Raw genomic sequence first — 18,486 nt, 5'->3', positions numbered from 1 at the left:
TTCGTTAACGTATGAAGCGAGTCGAGTGGAGAATTGAAAGTATAACGAGGCGCTGCAGGTGACGCCCAACCCGCTGTCGCGGCTTGGGTTCCCTCCGCGCTACGCGCTCCGGCGAACCTGAGCTTCAGCGTTATGCCTGAAAGGAGAATTACGTGGGTTCGAAAATTATACTTGGATTGATTATGGGTTTTTTGGCTGGGGGCTCAGCCAAAGCAATGACAACGGCAAATTCCAACCCAGCATTAGCCCCTGTTGAAAGGGGGTGGTTTAACTTTTCTGCTGGCACTGCCCCGCTTGTCGCTGTGGTTTGGATTATTTATACGTTTGGCGCATATTCAGCAAAGTTTGGTTTCATGGCAATTGGTGAAGTCATTGTAGGCGCAATAATCGCTGGCTTTTTATCTCATCAAGCGCGCCTTGTAATTGCGTCTATTGCTTTACCTGGAGCTATCATTGCTTGGGCAATATTGTAACTGGCATAACAAGGCCAAGCACAACCGCCCGCAAAAACGCGGGCTCGGAACCTGTCAACCTGATTTGGACACGTCGTTAAAAATTAATGTCGATTTCGTCGCGGTACCACCGGCCGCTGACAGCGTTGGGAAGTTCACCACGCTGTAGGGGGCCGGGTCGTCGTCATCGGGCTGTACCGGATTGATCGAGACACTTTCCGGCGGCATCGCCACCTGGGGGCGTCCGCGTAGGAACCGCTCGGGATGCGCTTCGAAGCTATCATCGAGAGCTCGCTGGCGGACCTCCGCAATCTCGCGGTACCGCCCGGTGAAGATCTGCTCCGGCGTGAAGCCAGCCAGCCCGCTGTGATGGTGCTCCAGGTTGTACCAGTTGACATAGGCGCTGTACCACTGCCGGGCATGGACGATGTTCTCGAAGCGCCCGGGATAATCGGGTTGGTACTTGCTGGTCTTGAACTGGCTTTCGCTGAAGGGGTTGTCGTTGCTGACCCGCGGCCGACTATGGCTGCACGTCACTCCCAGCTCTCCCATGAGGTCCAAGTAGCTGCGCGCGATCATCGGTGAGCCTCGATCCTGGTGGAGCGTCAGCGCTCCATGCGGGATGCCGTAGCGATCCACTGCCTCCTGGAAGAGCTGTTGAGCTAGCGCCGCATTTTCCTTGTGGGAGACCATCCAGGCCACGATGAAGCGGCTGTACAGGTCCAGCACAACGTAGAGATTGAGATAGACGCCACGGCGCTGTGTCGGCAGTTTGCTCACATCCCACGTCCACGCCTCATTGGCGGCACGTGCCGTGATTCGCGGCATGGCATGGTGTTGAGGGGCACGTTGAGGACGGCGGTCACCGCTTTCCTTGGCCTCACGCAACTGCCGGTACCAGGTGCTGAGCGAGCCGAGATAGATCCCTTGCTGCAGCAGGTCATGGTAGATCTCATAGACCGGCTGATCCCGGTAGGCCTCACTGTGTGCTATCTCGAGCATTTGCGCTCGTTCTTCGGCCGATAGTGCTCTGGGCTGCGGACAGTGCCGACGCGACGTGGATGCCTTTGTCGAGGGCGCATGACGCCGTTGTTGCCAGGCATACACCGTGCTGCGATTGATACCCAGGGCTCGACAGGCCATGGCCAACGGGAGGTGCGCTGGGCTTTCTTCGAGCACCGTGATCATGGTTCGCTCCCATTGTTCATGCGATCGAGCATCGATAACGCTTTTTTTTGGAGCGATAGGCAGTCTTCGGCGGTCGATAGCCTCTGCTGAAGACGGGCGTTCTCACGTTCCAGTGCCTCGATACGCTTCTGCTCCGGGGTCTTGCTCGGCGTTGGCCCCGGGGCGGTCTTGTGAAGCTTCTCCACGCCGTTCTCAGCGAGTTCCTTGCGCCATGTGGTCAGCTGGCTGCTGTACAGCTTTTCTCGGCGCAATAGCTCCCCCAGCTCGCCATGCTGGCAGGCATCAGCTTCCGCCAGGATGCGCAGCTTATACTCGGTCGAGAACTGGCGACGCGTACGCTTCTCCAGCTTGGGGTTGGGCGTGACCTGGTGATCAGGCAGCTCGGTTGGCGGTTTAGGCATGGTACGGACTCCTGAACCTCGGGCTCTGATATTGAGCTTAACTCACTGAGCCGGTGTATGGATTCAGGTTGACACACAGGGGGCTGGACTCGCTACACTACGTTTCGCTCGCCTGTGTTGGCGGCGTTAGAGCAGTTATGAGAATAGAGATTGATGGCTACCTTCTCCAAAGAAAATTAGAAGCGGCGCTCATCCAGATCGTCGGTGAAGACGCTTGGCTTGGCAGGGAGCTAAAAGTTCCGAATAGTCGTCGACGATGGGATATGGCTTATCAAATTGGGGATCAAACAACGGTCGTCGAATTCGACGGTGACGCGCATTATTGGAATAGCCTGAAAATAAAGGTCGATAAAGAAAAGGACGGAGTTGCCAGTAAGTTGGGGTACCGAGTCGTTCGGGTTCCTTACTGGGTGCAGCTGACGACGGAAACCCTTGCGTATTATTTTGGGCTGAAAGCGGAAATCGAGCAGGACTTCCCACACGGATTCATTGCCACCAAAATATTTCCGGCATCATTCAGCGAGTTAGGTGTTGGTCGCTTTCAACGCGAGCTGTCTTCGTTGCCAAGCAATGTCAATGAGGCGGTTATAGCGTCGTTGAAAGATCGAGCGCAAGAGCACGGAGACGAGTATGTTGTACCATCTGCGCTTCAACATTTGCTCTAACTAACAAATCGCTGCAGTTGACCGCCCAAAACGCTGGCGCGTTTTGGGTTCCCTCCGTGGCCTTCCGGCCACTCCGGCGGCAACTGAGCTTGGGCGTTAGCTCTAAGAAGGAGAAGTGAGTGCAAGCTTTCGTTCTACGAGTCGCGCCTAGCGAAATCGACAGGGTACCAGAGGCGTTAGAATTCAATCAGATTATTATTGGTTGGGCTAATGCGGACGGCCTTTTGGATAAGGCGCTGGATTGGGTCGGCTTTCGGGAGATCGTGAGGGCTACATATTACCGAGACGATAAGACATTACACCGCGCGGGAGCAGCGGCAGGACATCTGTGGCGGTTTATCCGTGAAATGGAAGCGGGCGATTTAGTCGTTGTTCCTTACGGGTCGGAATTCTATCTTGCTGAGGTGGCAGGCGAAGCTATTTATCTGCAAGGCAAACAGAGCGAGGACTCCGCGTATAGAAGGCCGGTGAAGTGGTTGAATACCAAGCAGCCAATTCCACGATCGTACGCTAAATCGGCATTGATCTCACGCATGAAGATACAGGGCACATCGGCTTTAGCAACCGATCTCCTGGATGAAATTCGAGATTGTTTGGATATAGCAACTTCTGGAGCTTCACCGAGCTTTCACTCTGATCTACAGGCTAGCCTTATTACACAGGCGCTTAACGAGCTCCAAAAAGGACGGATAGATAGTTTTGGATTCGAGAATCTAATAAAGAACCTACTCCAAAGCCTCGGAGCCAAGGAAGCGAGAGTGGTTCCACGCAGTCAAGACAAGGGGGCTGATGTTGTGGCCACTTTTCTAGTTGCAGAGACATTTCCATTGGTAGTGGCGGTTCAGGCCAAGCATTGGCAACCCGAGCCTCCGGTGGACCGTCAAGTTATCGATCAGCTTGTATCAGGAATGGAAGCTGAAAGCGCGGATCTTGGGATGGTTATTACTACGGGGGCATTTTCTGATGATGCTGTTCGTGCCGCAAATGAGTGCTTGGAGAGCGTCGGGAGGAAGATTGAGCTTGTGGACGGACAGCAGTTTGCGTAGATGATTGTTGAACATGGTACTGGTGAGAGCTAACAACAGCATGCAGCGGACGCCGCTACGCGGTAGTTTTCAACCTAGTTGTCCATATGGCTGCCACTAAGCAGCCTCTTTATTGCCCTCTATTTCCTGCGGCCTGCCTGGGTTGAGCGATACCGATCCAGTGGCTTCCCAGCACCGGATATCGCCTGACCAGCGCCCGGGATTCTGACGCTTGGCACGTTCATAGACTGCTCTTCGATCGAGCAGACGTTGCTTATCTTTACCTTGATGCCGGTCGGCCGGCGTCACGAAGTTGATACCGCTATGAAGGTGTCGCTCGTTATAGGCATGCTCGAACGTCAGCATCCATTGACGCACCGCACCCAGCGAGGTGAAGCCCTTTGTTGGCCATGCCGGGCAGTACTTGACCGTACGGAACAACGCCTCCGAGTAAGGGTTGTCGTTGCTGACCCGAGGACGGCTATGCGACATCAACATGCCCAGTTCTGCCAGCCGGGCGCGCAGGGTGTACGAGGTCATGGGCGCGCCGTTATCCGAGTGCAGTATCGGCGGCGTGTGCCAGCAGCGCTCACGCAACAGGGCACGCTCCATCAACCGCTTCGCCAGCTCACCGGACTCGTTGTCATGCACTTCCCAGGCGATTATCTTGCGGCTATACACGTCCAGGATCAGATACAGGTACCAGTGCTCGCCACGAACCGCAGAGGGACAGTAACTGATGTCCCAGCTCCAGACCTGGTTTGGCTCCGACGCGGTAAAACTGGTCGGCTGGGTCACCTGACGGACCGGTGCCATCCGGCCACGGTGATTCAGCTGCCGATGCTTTTTCAGTACCCGATAAAATGACGACTCCGAGGCGAGATAGCGGCCCTGGTCGGCCAGGCGCGGGACGATCTGTGACGGCGGCAAGCTTTGATATTCGGGTTCGCTGCATAGCGTCAACATGGCCGTTTCCTCCGCCTGGGTGAGCTGATGAGGCTGTGTCACTCGCTCCGCTTGTGGGCGCCGGTCTGGTGCCACCTGGCCGCTGGCATACCGCCAGCGTTTCAACGTGCGCTGACTGAGCCCCATCAGCTCTGCCGCCTTGTAGCGGGCGGCACCACTGGCGACCGCTTCGTCAAAGTCCTTCAACAGCCTTGTACGTTCGTTCAGCGACGTCAGTCGTCCTCGTTGTCCGGGGCTTCCCCGTACAAGGCCTCGAGCTTTTTTGAGAGCACCAGTAACGACGTTGTCTCTGCCAGAACGTGCTCTTTTTTCTGGAGCTCCGACTGTAGGGTCTTGATCGTCTGACGATCTTTTTTACGCTGCTGCCGAGCCGCCTTTTCCTGCGCCTCCTGCTGGCCCGCCCCTTGAAGGCACGCCTCCTTCCAGCGCTGCACTTGCTCGGGATACAGCCCTTTTTCGCGGCAATAGGCGCCCAGCTCGGTCGCTGACAGAGGGGCGGTTTCGATCACGACGGCCAGCTTGGCGTCAGCTGTCCATTCATCCCCGGTTTTACGCTTGCCTGGCACAGGCACTCCTTGTTGTCGGCATGCTTTCAGCCAACCATACAGGGTTGCGTTCGCGATGCCTTCCTCGGTGGCAACCGACGCCACACTGCGGCTTTCTGGCGGTAACAATTTTTTGAGTACCGCGGCCTTACGCTCTTCGGAATAACGTGGCATAAACCATCCTGTGCCGCCCATTCTGATATTGGTTCAGGCGAAATCGCCAACTGGACAACTAGGCTGACAGAGGGGGTACGCGCCGCCGCTTATTTCAGCGTTGGGCGTGGCACTCACATGGGGAATGGTACAGAATTTCGCGAACCCCTCCATTCCTTACACCGCCATATATGGGCGCTGGCCTGAGTGATGCTAGGCGGCGTCAACCGAAGGTGTGAATCTGCTATCGTGGCGCCTGGTCGGCAGTCGAAACGAAGCATTTGGCTTACCCCCAAAATCCACAAGATAAAGGTATGAACGTGTCCCAGGCAGAAAAACCGTACGTGCAGTGGCAGGACGGGTAGACACCTCGCAAGGCGCTTTGGCTTTCCGAGAGTGGTTACGCTGCGCCGGCGCACATCGTACCCGTGGATGACCAGACGACGGCCGATCACGCTTACCGCCTGGCGTGCGAGGGCAACTACCTGCTGTGGCGCGGTGATTTTCATAATGCCCTGCAGTTGATGCAGGCCATGAATTGTCGCATCAACCGTGCCGAGCAGCGTAAGGCTAGCAAAGCCGCCAAGTCTGCCAAGCAGCCTTCTGCCGAAAATACCACGGCCAGCGCCTTCCACCAGCAGCGTCAGGCCCAGGCCCAGCGGGCGAGAACGTTAGGGCGACTGCTGTTGAAGCTGGATGCCGGCTACGTCAGCCGCCTGCGCCGCGCGCCCGAGCTGAGCGCTGCCTGCGAAGCCGCTTTTGGCGTGCTGGATGAGCCTTGCCTGATGTCGCTTCGCGACCTGCAGGGCGCGCTGGGGGCCGCCCAGTGGCGCGAGAAAGGCGTGCCCATTGAAGGGCTGGATCAGCCGATCTTTCCGCATTACGGGGTGTTTGCGCCCACGCGGCATGAGTATGTGCCGCTGCTGCAAGACGCACCGCTGCCGGCCAGGCACGAGGTGGCCTTTGATATCGGCACCGGCACGGGGTTACTGGCGATTATTCTGGCGAAGCGCGGGGTAGGACAGATCGTCGCCACGGACTCAAACCCGCGGGCGTTGGCCTGCGCGGCAGATAACGTTGAGCGTGCCGGGCTCTCGGCAGTCCAGCTGCAAGAGGTTGACCTGTTCCCGACGGGGCAGCCTTTGGCCGACCTGATCGTGTGCAACCCGCCCTGGCTGCCGGCGAAGCCCAGCTCGTCTCTTGAGCTTGCCGTTTACGATCCCAAAAGCCGGATGCTGCGCGGCTTCTTGCAGGGCGTCCGTGCGCACCTGGCTCCGCACGGGGAGGTGTGGCTGATCCTGTCCGATCTGGCCGAGCACCTGCAGCTGCGTACCCGAGAGCAGCTGCTAGCGTGGTTTGCCGAGGCGAAACTGGAGGTTAAATACCGGCTCGACACCGAGCCCAAGCACGGCCGCAGCCAGGACAGCGCAGACCCGCTCCATGCCGCACGCAGCGCGGAAGTTACCTCGCTGTGGTGTTTAATACCGGCATAAGAGCCGGGATACCGAACTGAACATGGAATCCCGCGAGCTGATGGCGCGCCTTGCGGCGGGTAAGCAGGCCGCGCACTGAAGGCTGCACTGACAAAAGCTTCGCAGGCTCCCCGTGGGGAGCCTGCGAAGCGCTTAGCTGGAGACATTAATCGCGCTCAATTTGGGTGACTTCGGAAGAACCCTGACGCACGCTGATTTCCAGCTCACGCCCGTCCTTATCGCGGCCTTCCACATCGATGATACCGGTCTTGTCGATATCGAGATCTTCAAACTCAACCATTCCCTCCTGACTTGCCACGTCCAGCGCCTGGCGGATATCGTCTTCGCTCATGCCCCAGGCACTGGTGATCAGGCGCTCACGCTGTTCGTGCAGTGTGTCACCGTTATCGAGGGAAAACTCCACGTCGGCGGACCACTCATCGTCGAGCCAACCTTCCACCTCTACGCGGCCACGGTTTTCAATGCTGACTTCTTCGTAGTGGCTGAAGCCGTATTCACTGGCGTGGGTCAATACGTCATCGATGCGGTCCATCGGCAGTGAATCGGCCTGGGCGCTACCTGCAGCAGCGGCAAGCAGCAGGGCAGAGGTCGGGACCAGCAGCATTTTTTTCATGGTGTTCATGGCAAATTCCTTCCTTACGTATTTGTACAGGAGTCTCTGTACGAGAATGGATCAATCGCATTCAGCGGATGCGATAGGGAATTTATACCACTGCGATACTTTCCTTAAGCTGAAGAAGCTGTTCATCTAGCGTTCATGTTGCTTTTGGCATGCTGGTATTATGCGTAACCTATTCCGTCGTCTTATACAGCCGCTGGGCAGCTTCCAGCGAAGCGCTCGCCGCAATGTCACTGGTTTAGGCCTGGTGCTACTGCTGGTGGGCAGCGCTGCGGGCAATCAGCATTGGGAATCGTTACACGACGAAGTACGCCGTGGTGAAGTGGTGCCTCTCGACTCCATTCTGGATTGGCTGGAAGCCCACTATATAGGTGAAGTGCTGGAGGTTGAGGTAGAGCGTGAAGAGGGAGAGGTCGAGTACGAAATCAAGCTGCTGGGTCCGCAAGGGCAAGTCGTCGAGTTCGAATTTGACGGCCATAACGGCCAGTTGATGTCCATCGAGGGAGTGCGTATCAACGATATGCGACGTTAGGGCGTGTTGACGTTTCACATTGGTAGCCATAAAAAGCCGCAGGCCAAGGCCACCATGCTTTCGTAGTTTCGCTTGAGCTTGTCGTAACGCGTTGCGATGGCGCGATACGGCTTCAATCGAGCAAAGGCATTCTCAACCAGATGCCGATAGCGATATAAGCCTCTGTCCAGATTGGCATTTCCTTTCTTTGAGTTGCGTTTACGTGGAATGACGGCAGCCATGCCCTTGGCTTCGATCTGTTCACGGATACGCTCGCTGTCATAGCCCTTGTCAGCCACCAATGCATCACCCGCTGGCAAATCGTCAATCAATGCCCGGGCTTCCGTGCTGTCGTGCACCTCACCCCTGACGAATCCCCACGAATATGTTGCTACTCGCCGCATAGGCTCTGCTCCCTGACTTCCTCGCGAAGTCGTGCTCGGAGGGTTGTCCAAGCAGGCCAAGGCACGGCGTCGGGTTGATGACGACGAAGACATTCCAAGCCCAGGCGCCACACGGAAAGCACGCTCCGGTGCCGGATACTGTTGCTCTGATAGCGCCGCTGTTGCCCCCGGGCTCGGACATCCAGGCCGGCCACCATCATGGCCACGTTCGCCAACATGGCGATCAGCAGCAGGACCTCGATGCGCTTGCCCTGGCGAGACTGATGCATGCCGAAGCCCAGCCCGAACAAGGGACTTTTGACATCGCGGAACCCTTCCTCAATCTGCATGCGCTGTCGGTAGATCGTTACCACTTTATTCGCCAGCGTTGAGCGGTCCGGCAGATTGCTGACCAGCACCCAGGGCTCCTGCTGACGCCGGGCGATCGTCCGGCTGCCGCCGTCCCGAGAGATCCGGCCTTGTTTATTGCGATGCTTACGTCCCCGTGGCGGTCGATAATAGAGCACCATCTGAGCGCGGAACGGATGGTTTTCGGCGATCCGGACGGAGCCCCACGCCTGCGGTTCCGATGTCGCGTGTTGAAACAGGGTCTTCACGGGTTGCCATGCTTCGCCTGACGCCTGGTAACGGGCGGGCTGACGGACCCGTCCAACGATATACCAGCCGCGCGCTTCAACGGCCCGAAACCACGGGTTACGAAAGCCGGCATCGGTCACCAGGATCGGCGTGGCCTTGTCGGGCAGGATCCTTGCCAGCGCATCCAGCAGATAGGCTTCACAGTATGGGCATCCTTCCTTGTGATGAACCTTCTCGAAGATGGGCAGCGATCGCCCGGCGAAGGGCACCGCCGCACGCAGCAGGAAATGCCTGCCGCGGTCATCAATCGGCGACCAGTCCACCAGAATCAGTGGGCGCGTTGTATGGCCGATCAGCAGCGAGGCCATGAGCCAATAGAACAGCGGTCGTTCCTGATGAAGGTGAGGGTTGCCTAATAGTCGATCGACTCGTTTGATGGCGTGCTTGGCATCCGTCGAGCTCGGCAACGCACGGCCAATGGCCGTTAATCCCAGACGTCGCTCGCCCAGCAGAGCGCCAACGGTATCGAGGACGGTCTGTAGCCGCTTGGCATGGATCACGGAGAGTGAAGACGTCAGCAAGTTATGCAAGAATCGAGGGGCCTGCATGGGTCTCCTTCGCATGTTGTTGTGTGTCGTAACTCACAACATGCATGACTCATGCAGGCTTTTTCAATCCTATCATGCTGATTTTATTACCCATTTCATGGGGATTCCTCAGACCTCACCCCCGGTTATTCTGAAGGTGATCGGTAGCCCATAGGCATCTACGGTCAAGTGGATCTTGCTGGTATTGCCTGCACGACTTTTGCCAATAGCTTCTGCGTCTTCCGTGGCAGCTCCGGTGCTGTCCTGGTGGGCCTTGACGTAGGAGCCATCAATGAACAGCCACTCAACATCAGGCTCCTCCACCAGAGAGCTGAAAAGCCTCATCAGCTTTCCACTCGCTGACCAGGCGTTAAAACGCTTGTAGACCGTGTTCCAGGGGCCAAACGTCTCCGGTAGGTCCCGCCACGGGCAGCCGGTGCGCATCCGATAAAGGATGCCTTCTATTGTGGTACGCAAGTCGGCCTTGTCATAAATACCTTGTTGAAGCAGGATAGGTTTCAGCTTCGACCAGTGTTCATCCGTGAGCATTTGTCGGGGCATGGCAGGCTTGCAGTTTGTTGGTGTAGGAACCTTTATTCTGCGAGCTTGCCCCTATCCTGCCAATACCCCTGCCATGAAACGTCAACAGGCCCTAGCCTGTTGCTCCCATTTGCCATATCAAAAGAAGGGTAGTTAGCCGATGAAGTGTTTGTTGGTAGAGGATGACCAGGCGCTCACCCGTGAACTCAGCCAGGCGCTACGCGACGGAGACTGGTTGGTAGAGCATGCGGCGACGGGCCAGGACGCTGATTTTCTAGTGCGTACGGAAGCCTACGACACGCTGATTCTGGATGTTGGACTGCCCGATGGCGATGGCACCCGCTGGCTTTCCGCCTGGCGGGAAGATGGCATCGACCTGCCGGTGCTGATCCTTACCGCCCGAGAGCGCTGGGCCGATAAAGCCGCAGGATTTACCGCCGGTGCCGATGATTACGTCACCAAACCGTTCGAATCGGCGGAAGTACTCTTTCGCCTGCGCGCCCTGGTGCGCCGCAGTCATGGTCACGCCCACCCGGTGCTGAAAGTGGGCGAGCTGAGTCTGGATACTCATACTCAGCACGTTTCGCTTGCAGGTCGCCCGGTGGGGTTAACCGCCCAGGAGACCCGTCTGCTGGGTTATTTGATGCACGCCGCGCCGCGGATCGTCAGCCGTACTGAGCTTTCAGAGCACGTTTACGACCGCGACCACGAACCGGACTCCAACGTGATTGATGTTCAGGTCAGCCGTCTGCGCCGAAAATTGGGTAGCTGGCGCATTGCTACCCTGCGTGGTCAGGGCTATCGGCTATTGGCTGAAGAGCCTGCTGGCGAATGAGCCAGAATACCACCGCCTGGAAAGACCGCTGGGCAAAGCGCTCTATCAGCGTGCGGCTACTGCTGGCCGCCTTGGTGATGGTCGGGCTGGCGCTGCCCATCGCGGGTACGCTGCTGTTTCATCACTACCGTACTTCGGCCACGCAGGCCTTTGACGAGCGCCTGGGGGCCACCCTGAACGTCATTATCGCGGGCGTTACCTATGATCGCCTTGAACAGCAGCTCGTCCACGACCGGGCGTTGGGAGATCCGCGTTTTGAGAATGTCTACTCCGGCTGGTACTGGCAAATTACCGATGGCGCGGAAAACACCCTGGCTTCGCGTTCACTGTGGGATCAGCGCCTGCCGGTCATCGACAATGACGCGATTAGCGCCCGCTCGATACCCGGCCCCCGAAGCCAGTCGCTGCGGGTGGTGGAGCGCGATATCTACCTGGCGCCGTTAGCAGCGCCGCTGCATATTAGTGTGGCCGCGCAAGACGATGCATTAGCCCGGGATATTGGTGAATTTCAACGCCTGCTGTGGGGTGGTATGGCCGGCCTTGGCGTGCTGCTGCTGGGCGTATTGGCGCTGCAGGTGCGCTGGGGGCTGGCGCCGCTGCGCCGCATGCACGCCAATCTAAAGGATGTAGAGCAGGGGAGTGCGGAGCAGTTGGATACCCGCTTGCCTGATGAACTGGCGACCCTGGCAGCCTCGATGAACGCGGTGCTGGTCCGCGATCAGCGCCTGATCGAGCGCGGACGCCATACCGCTGGCAACCTTGCCCATGCGCTGAAAACACCGCTGAGTGTGATGCGCTTACAGCTACGACAACTGCCACAAGAGAACCGTGCCGCCTGGGAAGTGGAGCTGGCGCGCGTGGATAGTGCGGTACGCCACCACCTGGCGCGGGCATCGGCAGCGGGCGAAGGCGCACACTTTGCGCCCATTGATTTGCACGTCACCCTGGCGCCGCTGCTCCATGGGCTGGCCAGGCTTGCCCAGCGGCGCGGCATTGCGCTGCGCCCCACCTGGGCGGGTGACATCAAGGTGCATATGGATGAGCAGGATATCCAGGAGCTGGTAGGCAACTTGCTGGATAATGCGCTGCGCTGGGCACACGGCGATGTGCAGCTAAAGGTAGCAGGAGGCGAGCAGCAGTTAACCTTAACCGTTAGCGATGATGGCCCCGGTATGTCCGAAGCGGAGTGTCAGCAGGCGGTACAGCGCGGCAAACGACTGGACGAACAGCGCCCGGGTAGTGGCCTGGGGCTGGCGATTGTGACTGATCTGGTGGCTCTTTACAGTGGTCGTATGAAGCTGAGCCGCGCCAGCGCCGGCGGGTTAAAAGTGATGGTGGAACTGCCCGTCGTCGCGGGTAAATAACGCAGACCACACCGGATGAAGCTTACAGCCGCCCGCCCTGATGGAAAAGCACCTCTACGAAGGCGCTTTTTTGTGCCACTACGAAAAAAGCATGAGAAATGTGGCAGGAATGTGGAAGGCTGAATGGGGAAATGCTAATTTGGCGCTTGGAGCCGTATAAGCATCGAAAGACAGATGTAACGACGGCGCTAGGGTATTGCACATGATCCCTGGATATTCACCGGGCAGTCCTGGAAAAGAAGATGGCGGATGGTATCCTCTTGATAAATCAGAAAATTCGACCAAGAGCCTGATTCCAGAGGACCAACCGCCATGGGTGAAACCCTAACGACCTGGTCGCCCTCTTGCAACGGCTCCATCAACGTCCAGCTCAGCGGCGCCGCGACCACCAGTGATGCCGGCACCTTGTTGCTCCGTGAAGCCCTCGATCGCAGCGGTGTCATCGAGGCCATGGAAGACCACCTCATCGACCCGCGTGACCCGCTGCGGGTCCGCCATTCGTTGGCCCGTCAGATCCGCACCGTGGTGCTCCAGCGCGCCATGGGCTGGTACGACCTGAGCGATACCGGCACGCTCCAGCAGGACCCGCTCTGGCACTTGGCATGTAGCGAGGCCGTGGACTGACCCCCCTGGGCCAGGCGTGTCCCTCCCAAGCGACCCTGTCACGGCTACTCGGCTGTCTGGGGATGGATGACAACATCGATACGCTCCACGAGGGCTTGCTGCGCCTGGCCATCTGGCGACTGCGCTCGCTATACAGCGGTAAACGGCCCAAGCACTTGACCCTGGATATTGACGGCCTGCCGATCGAGGTCTTTGGTCACCAAGGTGGCTCCGCCTTCAATCGCTATGCCGGGGCCCGCATTTACTCGCCGCTGATTGCCTCCATCGCCGAGACCGGCGACATGCTGGGCGGCCTGTTGCGCGAGGGCAATGTCGGACCGGCCGAGGATGCCGATACCTGGATTCCCCATCTGGTGCAGCGCATGGCGGAAGGCCTGAATCTGGACGTGGCGCAGATCCGGGTGCGCCTGGATGCCGGCTTCACCGATGGCGAGACGCTGCGTGCCATGGACGCCCGGGACATCGCCTATCTGGGGAGGCTGAAGAGCAACTCGGTATTGCAGGCCAAGGCAGAGCCTTACCTCACCCGGCCGCCTGGCAGACCGCCCGAGACACCCCGCGAATGGTGCCATGACCTGGAATACCAGGCGGAGAGTTGGGCGTCACCGCGCCGCGTGGTGCTGGTGGTTCAGGAGAATCCCGACGATCTGTTGTTCCACGCCTTCTTCCTGGTCACCAACCTCAACAAGCTCGATTATCCACCGGAGACGGTGTTAGCGCTGTACCGCAAGCGTGGCAAGGCCGAGGCCCACATGGGGGAGCTGAAGTCGGCCCTCAACGTTCACCTCTCGTCGACGGATCGCGGCGCCTCCACGGTGCAGGACGTGATGGCACGCAACCAGGTCAACCTGTTGCTGAGTCTCTGCGCCTACCAGGTCTTGCATGGGCTGCGCTGCCTGATCGAGGGTCAGACGCAGCAGGGCTGGAGCCTGATACGGCTGCGAGAGCAACTGCTCAAGGTCGCGGCGACGATCACGGTGCACGCCCGGCAGATCACGCTGCGGCTGGGCGCTGCCGCAAACCGATGGTGGCCCTCGGCGCTGAAGGCGCTACCCCGATGGGGCGCCTTAGCGTAGCTCACGCCACGACAGCACGAATAGCTACCGAGATCGGCGTCTCGCCGAGCATCGCCCGTGGCCGATCGACAGCGATCAATAGCTGAGGGCAATAAAATCGACAGAAATGAAAACTAAAGGCTATCAATGCCGCGCTGTTCGGAGACGGAATTCAGCGGTCACTCAGTCAGCACCGTCGGGAAGCCCCGAAATGCCGCTCGGCGAAGGCTGTGATGAAATAGGCGGGATAGACCACTACACCTCGGGACTAAACAATTAGGGCGTGTTGACGTTTCACATTGGTAGCCATAAAAAGCCGCAGGCCAAGGCCACCATGCTTTCGTAGTTTCGCTTGAGCTTGTCGTAACGCGTTGCGATGGCGCGATACGGCTTCAATCGAGCAAAGGCATTCTCAACCAGATGCCGATAGCGATATAAGCCTCTGTCCAGATTGGCATTTCCTTTCTTTGAGTTGCGTTTGCGTGGAATGACGGCAGCCATGCCCTTGGCTTCGATCTGTTCACGGATACGCTCGCTGTCATAGCCCTTGTCAGCCACCAATGCATCACCCGCTGGCAAATCGTCAATCAATGCCCGGGCTTCCGTGCTGTCGTGCACCTCACCCCCGGTTATTCTGAAGGTGATCGGTAGCCCATAGGCATCTACGGTCAAGTGGATCTTGCTGGTATTGCCTGCACGACTTTTGCCAATAGCTTCTGCGTCTTCCGTGGCAGCTCCGGTGCTGTCCTGGTGGGCCTTGACGTAGGAGCCATCAATGAACAGCCACTCAACATCAGGCTCCTCCACCAGAGAGCTGAAAAGCCTCATCAGCTTTCCACTCGCTGACCAGGCGTTAAAACGCTTGTAGACCGTGTTCCAGGGGCCAAACGTCTCCGGTAGGTCCCGCCACGGGCAGCCGGTGCGCATCCGATAAAGGATGCCTTCTATCGTGGTACGCAAGTCGGCCTTGTCATAAATACCTTGTTGAAGCAGGATAGGTTTCAGCTTCGACCAGTGTTCATCCGTGAGCATTTGTCGGGGCATGGCAGGCTTGCAGTTTGTTGGTGTAGGAACCTTTATTCTGCGAGCTTGCCCCTATCCTGCCAATACCCCTGCCATGAAACGTCAACAGGCCCTAGTACTACAGCCGTAACTTCATCAGTTACAATGCATGTAGTTGATATGGAAGCGATCATAGGGTGAAGAATGCAAGAACTGGATCTCCTGGATTCAAACAATAAGCGCAGCACCTGCGGTATTCAGTGCTCCAGAGTACTCCCCCAGAAACACCTGTGCCGGTGTTCGATAGCCGAGTCGTTTTCGGGGGCGGTCATTGAGCTTTCTCACCACCCTGCGTAGCTCGGCATCGGTGACTTGGCGGAAGCTGGTTCCCTTGGGAAAATACTGCCGAATCAAGCCATTGGTGTTTTCATTGGTGCCACGTTGCCCTGAGCAATAGGCGTCGCAAAAGTAGGTTCTCGCTGCTACGGCGCTCGCCACGGCCTGGTGCTCCGAAAACTCCGAGCCATTATCCAGCGTGATCGTTTTCACCGCACCTCGACGAGGCTTCAGCAGGCGGATCATGGCCGCTTTCGTCAACGCCGCTGTAATGCTGGGTAGCCGTGCCGCCAATAGATAGCCGCTGCGGCGCTCAACCAGCGTGACAATGCCTGATTGCTTATGTCCCTGAAGCACCGTGTCACCCTCCCAGTGGCCGATGTGGCGCCGATTCTCAACCTCGGCCGGACGATGCTCGATGCCCACGCGATCAGGTATCTTGCCAAGCCCGGCGTTTTTGGCGTGAGCACGGTGCTTGCTGCGCCTCTTGGGCTGCCGGAGATGCTGCCAAAGCGTGCCGCCGCGGGCCTTGTCCTCCCAGACCAGGGAATAAATCCACTGATGGCTAACGCCGATACCGGCCAACGGTGCCATGAATCCACTGATCTGCTCTGGGCTCCATTCTTCACGAAGTCGGTCGGCCACCGCCGCGATCAAGCTGGGCAAGCGCTTCGTCCACTTGCGGGCGGTACGTCGTCGGTGATCGCTACAAGCCTGAGCCTGTTCAGGATCATAGCCACTGGCCGTCGCGTTGCGGCGCAGCTCACGGCTAATCGTGCTGCTGTGGAGCCCGAGTTCCCTGGCAATCTGTCGCTGGCTCCTGCCCAAGTCATGGCGGGCGTAAATCTGGTATCGTTGTGTCTGGGTCAGCTGTTGGTATCCCATGCTCTGCTTCACTTTGGTCGGTAAAGCAGGGAGGGTACCGGCACTGGCCCTCCTGCCTCTACCTTGTGGTCCAAAGTGCTGCAGTTATTCTATGAATTCAGGTCTCTCTGTCTCAGCATTGTTGGATGACCTGGCAGATCGGTTAGGCCCCCTCTTCCCGCGCTCTGAGACGCGCGATCGTGCCCTACGCTACCTTCAAGGGCTGCTCAGTCAGTGCGAACGTAAGAATAGCTGGCATCTTGCCGAGTGGCTTGGCGATGCCACCCCGGATGGGGTGCAGTACTTGTTGGATCGTGCCCGCTGGGATGTGGACGCAGCACGCGATGTCCTCCGCCAATGGGTCATCGATACGCTGGGCTCCTCAGAGGGTGTCCTGGTCCTGGACGAGACCGGCTTTATCAAGAAAGGCCAGTATTCGGCCGGCGTGCAACGCCAGTACAGTGGCACCGCCGGCCGTATCGAAAATAGTCAGATCGGGGTCTTTCTCCTCTATGCCGGTCCGACAGGGCATGCCTTTCTGGATCGCGCCCTGTACTTGCCCAAGTCCTGGACACAGGATCGTGAACGTTGTCGGCGTGCCGGGATCCCAGATGACGTCGAATTCGCCAGCAAACCCGAGCTTGCTCGCCGGATGCTGGAGCGCGCGATGGATCAGGGCATACCGGCCGCCTGGGTGACGGGGGATAGTGTCTATGGTGGCAACCGTAGCCTGCGCCTATGGCTGGAGGAACGGTCGCAACCCTTTGTTTTAGAAGTGGCTTGCAACGAGCCCTTGTGGTGGCAGAGCTTTCAGTATACGCGAGCTGACGACATCGCGGCGGCACTGCCGGATGACGCCTGGCAGACCTTGTCCGCCGGCTCAGGCAGCAAGGGCGAACGCTGGTACGACTGGGCATTGACGCCGCTGACAAGGCTGCAGCCTACGGAAGAGGCACGCCACTGGGGACATTACCTCCTGATCCGACGCAGCCTCTCGACACCGGATGAGTTGGCCTATTATGTGGTCCATGCGCCCAGAGACTGGGTATCAATAGAGACGCTGGTTCGAGTCGCGGGTCAGCGCTGGAAAATCGAGCAGGGTTTTCAGGCGGCCAAGGGGGAATGCGGTCTGGATGAGTATGAGGTGAGGCGCTGGGCCAGCTGGCATCGCCACATAACCTTGTCGCTGCTCGCCCACGCCTTGTTGGTGGCGATACGGCAAGCGAGTCATCAGCAAAAAAAACTCGTTCCGACAGGATTCAGTGGACACTCTCCGAGCTCAGACGACTAATCGGGAGATATCTATGGCAAGGTCAACAGGCCCTGTCCCATGTGCTTCATTGGTCGGACTGGCGACGAAAGCACCAATACCGAGCTTGGCAGTGCCACTGTCGGCAGCAGCAAACCCGGATGGCAATGCATGAACGATCACAGCAGTAGTTACGGCTGTAGTACTAGGGTGTGTTAACAATCATTAGTTTCGTTTAAATTGATTTAGTATTCATAGATTTTGGTGGGCCATGAGTCGGTTGAAGTTACGCGATGATCAGTGGGAGCGAATCGAGCACCTGCTCCCCGGCAAAGCCTCAGACTGTGGGGTAACTGCCAAGGACAATCGCCTGTTCGTGGAAGCCGTGCTCTGGATCGCTCGGACCGGCGCCCCGTGGCGTGATCTTCCCGAATCTTTTGGGCGCTGGCACACCGTCTACATGCGGTATAACCGTTGGTCACGAAAGGGCGTTTGGCAGCGTATTTTTGACACAGTAGCCGACGATCCCGATCTAGAGCAGCTGATGATCGACGGTAGCATCGTCAGGGTGCACCAGCATGGAGCGTCAAAAAAAACACGCAAGACGTCGAAGCCATGGGCAAATCTCGAGGCGGATTGAGCACCAAAATTCATGCCGCAGTCGATGCGTTAGGTAACCCAGTACGATTGGTTCTCACACCGGGCCAGGCGTCGGAGTATGGTGCTGCTCCCGCTCTACTGGAAGGTTTTTCCCCGCAAGCAGTGCTGGGCGACAAGGGGTATGACTCCACTGCTCTGCGGGACATGATTCAGGCCGCAGGTGCCGAGCCGGTGATTCCTCCGAAAAAGAATCGTTTGGCGCGCATTGAAGTAGACTGGCACTGTTACCAAGATCGCAATCTGGTGGAGAGGTTCTTTCAGAAAATCAAGAAGTTCCGGCGGTTATCTACACGCTATGAGCGACTGGCAAGAAACTACCAGTCACTCCTCTGCCTCGTGTCAGCCGCCATATGGCTGGCCTAATTGTTAACG

Annotated in this window: 16 protein-coding genes and 3 pseudogenes; 10 read left to right on the top strand and 9 right to left on the bottom strand. The window is 58.0% G+C overall.

The window, feature by feature from the left end; all coding sequences use genetic code 11:
* Window positions 1-152 precede the first annotated feature (152 nt).
* Window positions 153-473 (top strand): hypothetical protein, encoded by a 321-nt coding sequence (locus tag P1P91_RS12225; protein ID WP_311882947.1) that lies wholly within the window; start codon window positions 153-155, stop codon window positions 471-473.
* Window positions 474-527: 54 nt separating this feature from the next.
* On the opposite strand, the gene P1P91_RS12220 is transcribed toward P1P91_RS12225, so the two are convergent.
* Complete coding sequence (locus tag P1P91_RS12220; RefSeq protein WP_301515142.1) at window positions 528-1,640, bottom strand: IS3 family transposase; 1,113 nt, start codon at window positions 1,638-1,640, stop codon at window positions 528-530.
* Window positions 1,637-2,041 carry a transposase gene (locus P1P91_RS12215; protein WP_301515141.1) on the bottom strand — a complete coding sequence of 135 codons (405 nt, stop codon included), beginning with the start codon at window positions 2,039-2,041 and terminating at the stop codon, window positions 1,637-1,639. The genes P1P91_RS12220 and P1P91_RS12215 overlap by 4 nt, the downstream gene beginning before the upstream one ends.
* A 137-nt stretch (window positions 2,042-2,178) precedes the next feature.
* On the opposite strand from P1P91_RS12215, the gene P1P91_RS12210 reads away from it, so the two are divergent.
* Both P1P91_RS12210 and P1P91_RS12205 read left to right on the top strand, forming a co-directional pair.
* Entirely contained in the window at window positions 2,179-2,706 is a 528-nt protein-coding gene (locus P1P91_RS12210; protein ID WP_311882942.1) for a hypothetical protein, read from the top strand.
* A gap of 119 nt (window positions 2,707-2,825) precedes the next feature.
* Window positions 2,826-3,752 carry a restriction endonuclease gene (locus P1P91_RS12205; protein WP_311882941.1) on the top strand — a complete coding sequence of 309 codons (927 nt, stop codon included), beginning with the start codon at window positions 2,826-2,828 and terminating at the stop codon, window positions 3,750-3,752.
* Window positions 3,753-3,848: 96 nt separating this feature from the next.
* Here the strand turns inward: P1P91_RS12205 and P1P91_RS12200 are convergent.
* A protein-coding gene (locus P1P91_RS12200; RefSeq protein ID WP_376717216.1) for an IS3 family transposase occupies window positions 3,849-5,416 on the bottom strand; the annotation gives its coding sequence in 2 pieces (ribosomal slippage) (window positions 3,849-4,963 and window positions 4,963-5,416; 1,569 coding nt in all).
* 407 nt (window positions 5,417-5,823) lie between these two features.
* On the opposite strand from P1P91_RS12200, the gene P1P91_RS12195 reads away from it, so the two are divergent.
* Window positions 5,824-6,888 carry a class I SAM-dependent methyltransferase gene (locus tag P1P91_RS12195; RefSeq protein WP_311882938.1) on the top strand — a complete coding sequence of 355 codons (1,065 nt, stop codon included), beginning with the start codon at window positions 5,824-5,826 and terminating at the stop codon, window positions 6,886-6,888.
* Between the two features lie 145 nt (window positions 6,889-7,033).
* Here the strand turns inward: P1P91_RS12195 and P1P91_RS12190 are convergent, their stop codons facing one another.
* Window positions 7,034-7,510: a PepSY domain-containing protein gene (locus P1P91_RS12190; RefSeq protein ID WP_311882937.1), complete on the bottom strand. Its 477-nt coding sequence runs from the start codon at window positions 7,508-7,510 to the stop codon at window positions 7,034-7,036.
* A gap of 160 nt (window positions 7,511-7,670) precedes the next feature.
* Here P1P91_RS12190 and P1P91_RS12185 point away from each other — a divergent pair, with 160 nt between their 5' ends.
* On the top strand, window positions 7,671-8,039 hold the full coding sequence (locus tag P1P91_RS12185; RefSeq protein WP_311882936.1) for a hypothetical protein: 369 nt from the start codon (window positions 7,671-7,673) through the stop codon (window positions 8,037-8,039).
* A gap of 14 nt (window positions 8,040-8,053) precedes the next feature.
* Here P1P91_RS12185 and P1P91_RS12180 read toward each other — a convergent pair.
* From P1P91_RS12180 to P1P91_RS12170, 3 genes and pseudogenes are all read right to left on the bottom strand, one after another.
* Window positions 8,054-8,371, bottom strand: a pseudogene (locus tag P1P91_RS12180) (transposase); the annotation flags it as partial.
* 38 nt (window positions 8,372-8,409) lie between these two features.
* Window positions 8,410-9,606, bottom strand: coding sequence for an IS4 family transposase (locus P1P91_RS12175; RefSeq protein ID WP_311882096.1), 1,197 nt, complete (start codon window positions 9,604-9,606; stop codon window positions 8,410-8,412).
* Between the two features lie 111 nt (window positions 9,607-9,717).
* Window positions 9,718-10,146: pseudogene (locus P1P91_RS12170) on the bottom strand (IS5 family transposase); the annotation flags it as partial.
* A gap of 139 nt (window positions 10,147-10,285) precedes the next feature.
* Between P1P91_RS12170 and P1P91_RS12165 the strand changes: the two are divergent.
* From P1P91_RS12165 to P1P91_RS12155, 3 genes and pseudogenes are all read left to right on the top strand, one after another.
* The gene (locus P1P91_RS12165; protein ID WP_311882934.1) at window positions 10,286-10,960 is read left to right on the top strand and encodes a response regulator transcription factor; all 675 of its coding nucleotides are present in this window, start codon (window positions 10,286-10,288) and stop codon (window positions 10,958-10,960) included.
* Window positions 10,957-12,324: a sensor histidine kinase gene (locus tag P1P91_RS12160; RefSeq protein WP_311882933.1), complete on the top strand. Its 1,368-nt coding sequence runs from the start codon at window positions 10,957-10,959 to the stop codon at window positions 12,322-12,324. The genes P1P91_RS12165 and P1P91_RS12160 overlap by 4 nt, the downstream gene beginning before the upstream one ends.
* 312 nt (window positions 12,325-12,636) lie before the next feature.
* Window positions 12,637-14,024, top strand: a pseudogene (locus P1P91_RS12155) (IS1380 family transposase).
* Window positions 14,025-14,297: 273 nt separating this feature from the next.
* On the opposite strand, the gene P1P91_RS12150 reads toward P1P91_RS12155, so the two are convergent.
* Both P1P91_RS12150 and P1P91_RS12145 read right to left on the bottom strand, forming a co-directional pair.
* Window positions 14,298-15,047: an IS5 family transposase gene (locus tag P1P91_RS12150; protein ID WP_311881892.1), complete on the bottom strand. Its 750-nt coding sequence runs from the start codon at window positions 15,045-15,047 to the stop codon at window positions 14,298-14,300.
* Between the two features lie 186 nt (window positions 15,048-15,233).
* A complete protein-coding gene (locus P1P91_RS12145) occupies window positions 15,234-16,226 on the bottom strand; it encodes an IS30 family transposase (RefSeq protein ID WP_311882932.1) in 993 nt (330 codons plus the stop codon).
* 91 nt (window positions 16,227-16,317) lie between these two features.
* Between P1P91_RS12145 and P1P91_RS12140 the strand changes: the two genes are divergently transcribed.
* A complete protein-coding gene (locus P1P91_RS12140) occupies window positions 16,318-17,496 on the top strand; it encodes an IS701 family transposase (protein ID WP_311882931.1) in 1,179 nt (392 codons plus the stop codon).
* Window positions 17,497-17,725: 229 nt separating this feature from the next.
* Window positions 17,726-18,477, top strand: a protein-coding gene (locus P1P91_RS12135; protein ID WP_407650535.1) for an IS5 family transposase whose coding sequence is annotated in 2 segments (ribosomal slippage) — window positions 17,726-18,058 and window positions 18,061-18,477 — 750 coding nt in all. Because the reading frame shifts where the segments join, the coding sequence is not laid out codon by codon here.
* Window positions 18,478-18,486: the final 9 nt, after the last annotated feature.

This window comes from Halomonas piscis, assembly GCF_031886125.1.
Taxonomy (GTDB): Bacteria; Pseudomonadota; Gammaproteobacteria; order Pseudomonadales; family Halomonadaceae; genus Vreelandella; species Vreelandella piscis.
This window is presented reverse-complemented; position numbering and strand designations above follow the sequence as displayed.

What these genes read in the sequence shown, in the direction of transcription:
- P1P91_RS12220 (WP_301515142.1), bottom strand. Translation starts at nt 1,640, where the DNA reads ATGATCACGGTGCTCGAAGAAAGCCCAGCGCACCTCCCGTTGGCCATG.
- P1P91_RS12215 (WP_301515141.1), bottom strand. Translation starts at nt 2,041, where the DNA reads ATGCCTAAACCGCCAACCGAGCTGCCTGATCACCAGGTCACGCCCAAC.
- P1P91_RS12210 (WP_311882942.1), top strand. Translation starts at nt 2,179, where the DNA reads ATGAGAATAGAGATTGATGGCTACCTTCTCCAAAGAAAATTAGAAGCG.
- P1P91_RS12190 (WP_311882937.1), bottom strand. Translation starts at nt 7,510, where the DNA reads ATGAACACCATGAAAAAAATGCTGCTGGTCCCGACCTCTGCCCTGCTG.
- P1P91_RS12185 (WP_311882936.1), top strand. Translation starts at nt 7,671, where the DNA reads ATGCGTAACCTATTCCGTCGTCTTATACAGCCGCTGGGCAGCTTCCAG.
- P1P91_RS12175 (WP_311882096.1), bottom strand. Translation starts at nt 9,606, where the DNA reads ATGCAGGCCCCTCGATTCTTGCATAACTTGCTGACGTCTTCACTCTCC.
- P1P91_RS12165 (WP_311882934.1), top strand. Translation starts at nt 10,286, where the DNA reads ATGAAGTGTTTGTTGGTAGAGGATGACCAGGCGCTCACCCGTGAACTC.
- P1P91_RS12160 (WP_311882933.1), top strand. Translation starts at nt 10,957, where the DNA reads ATGAGCCAGAATACCACCGCCTGGAAAGACCGCTGGGCAAAGCGCTCT.
- P1P91_RS12150 (WP_311881892.1), bottom strand. Translation starts at nt 15,047, where the DNA reads ATGCCCCGACAAATGCTCACGGATGAACACTGGTCGAAGCTGAAACCT.
- P1P91_RS12145 (WP_311882932.1), bottom strand. Translation starts at nt 16,226, where the DNA reads ATGGGATACCAACAGCTGACCCAGACACAACGATACCAGATTTACGCC.
- P1P91_RS12140 (WP_311882931.1), top strand. Translation starts at nt 16,318, where the DNA reads ATGAATTCAGGTCTCTCTGTCTCAGCATTGTTGGATGACCTGGCAGAT.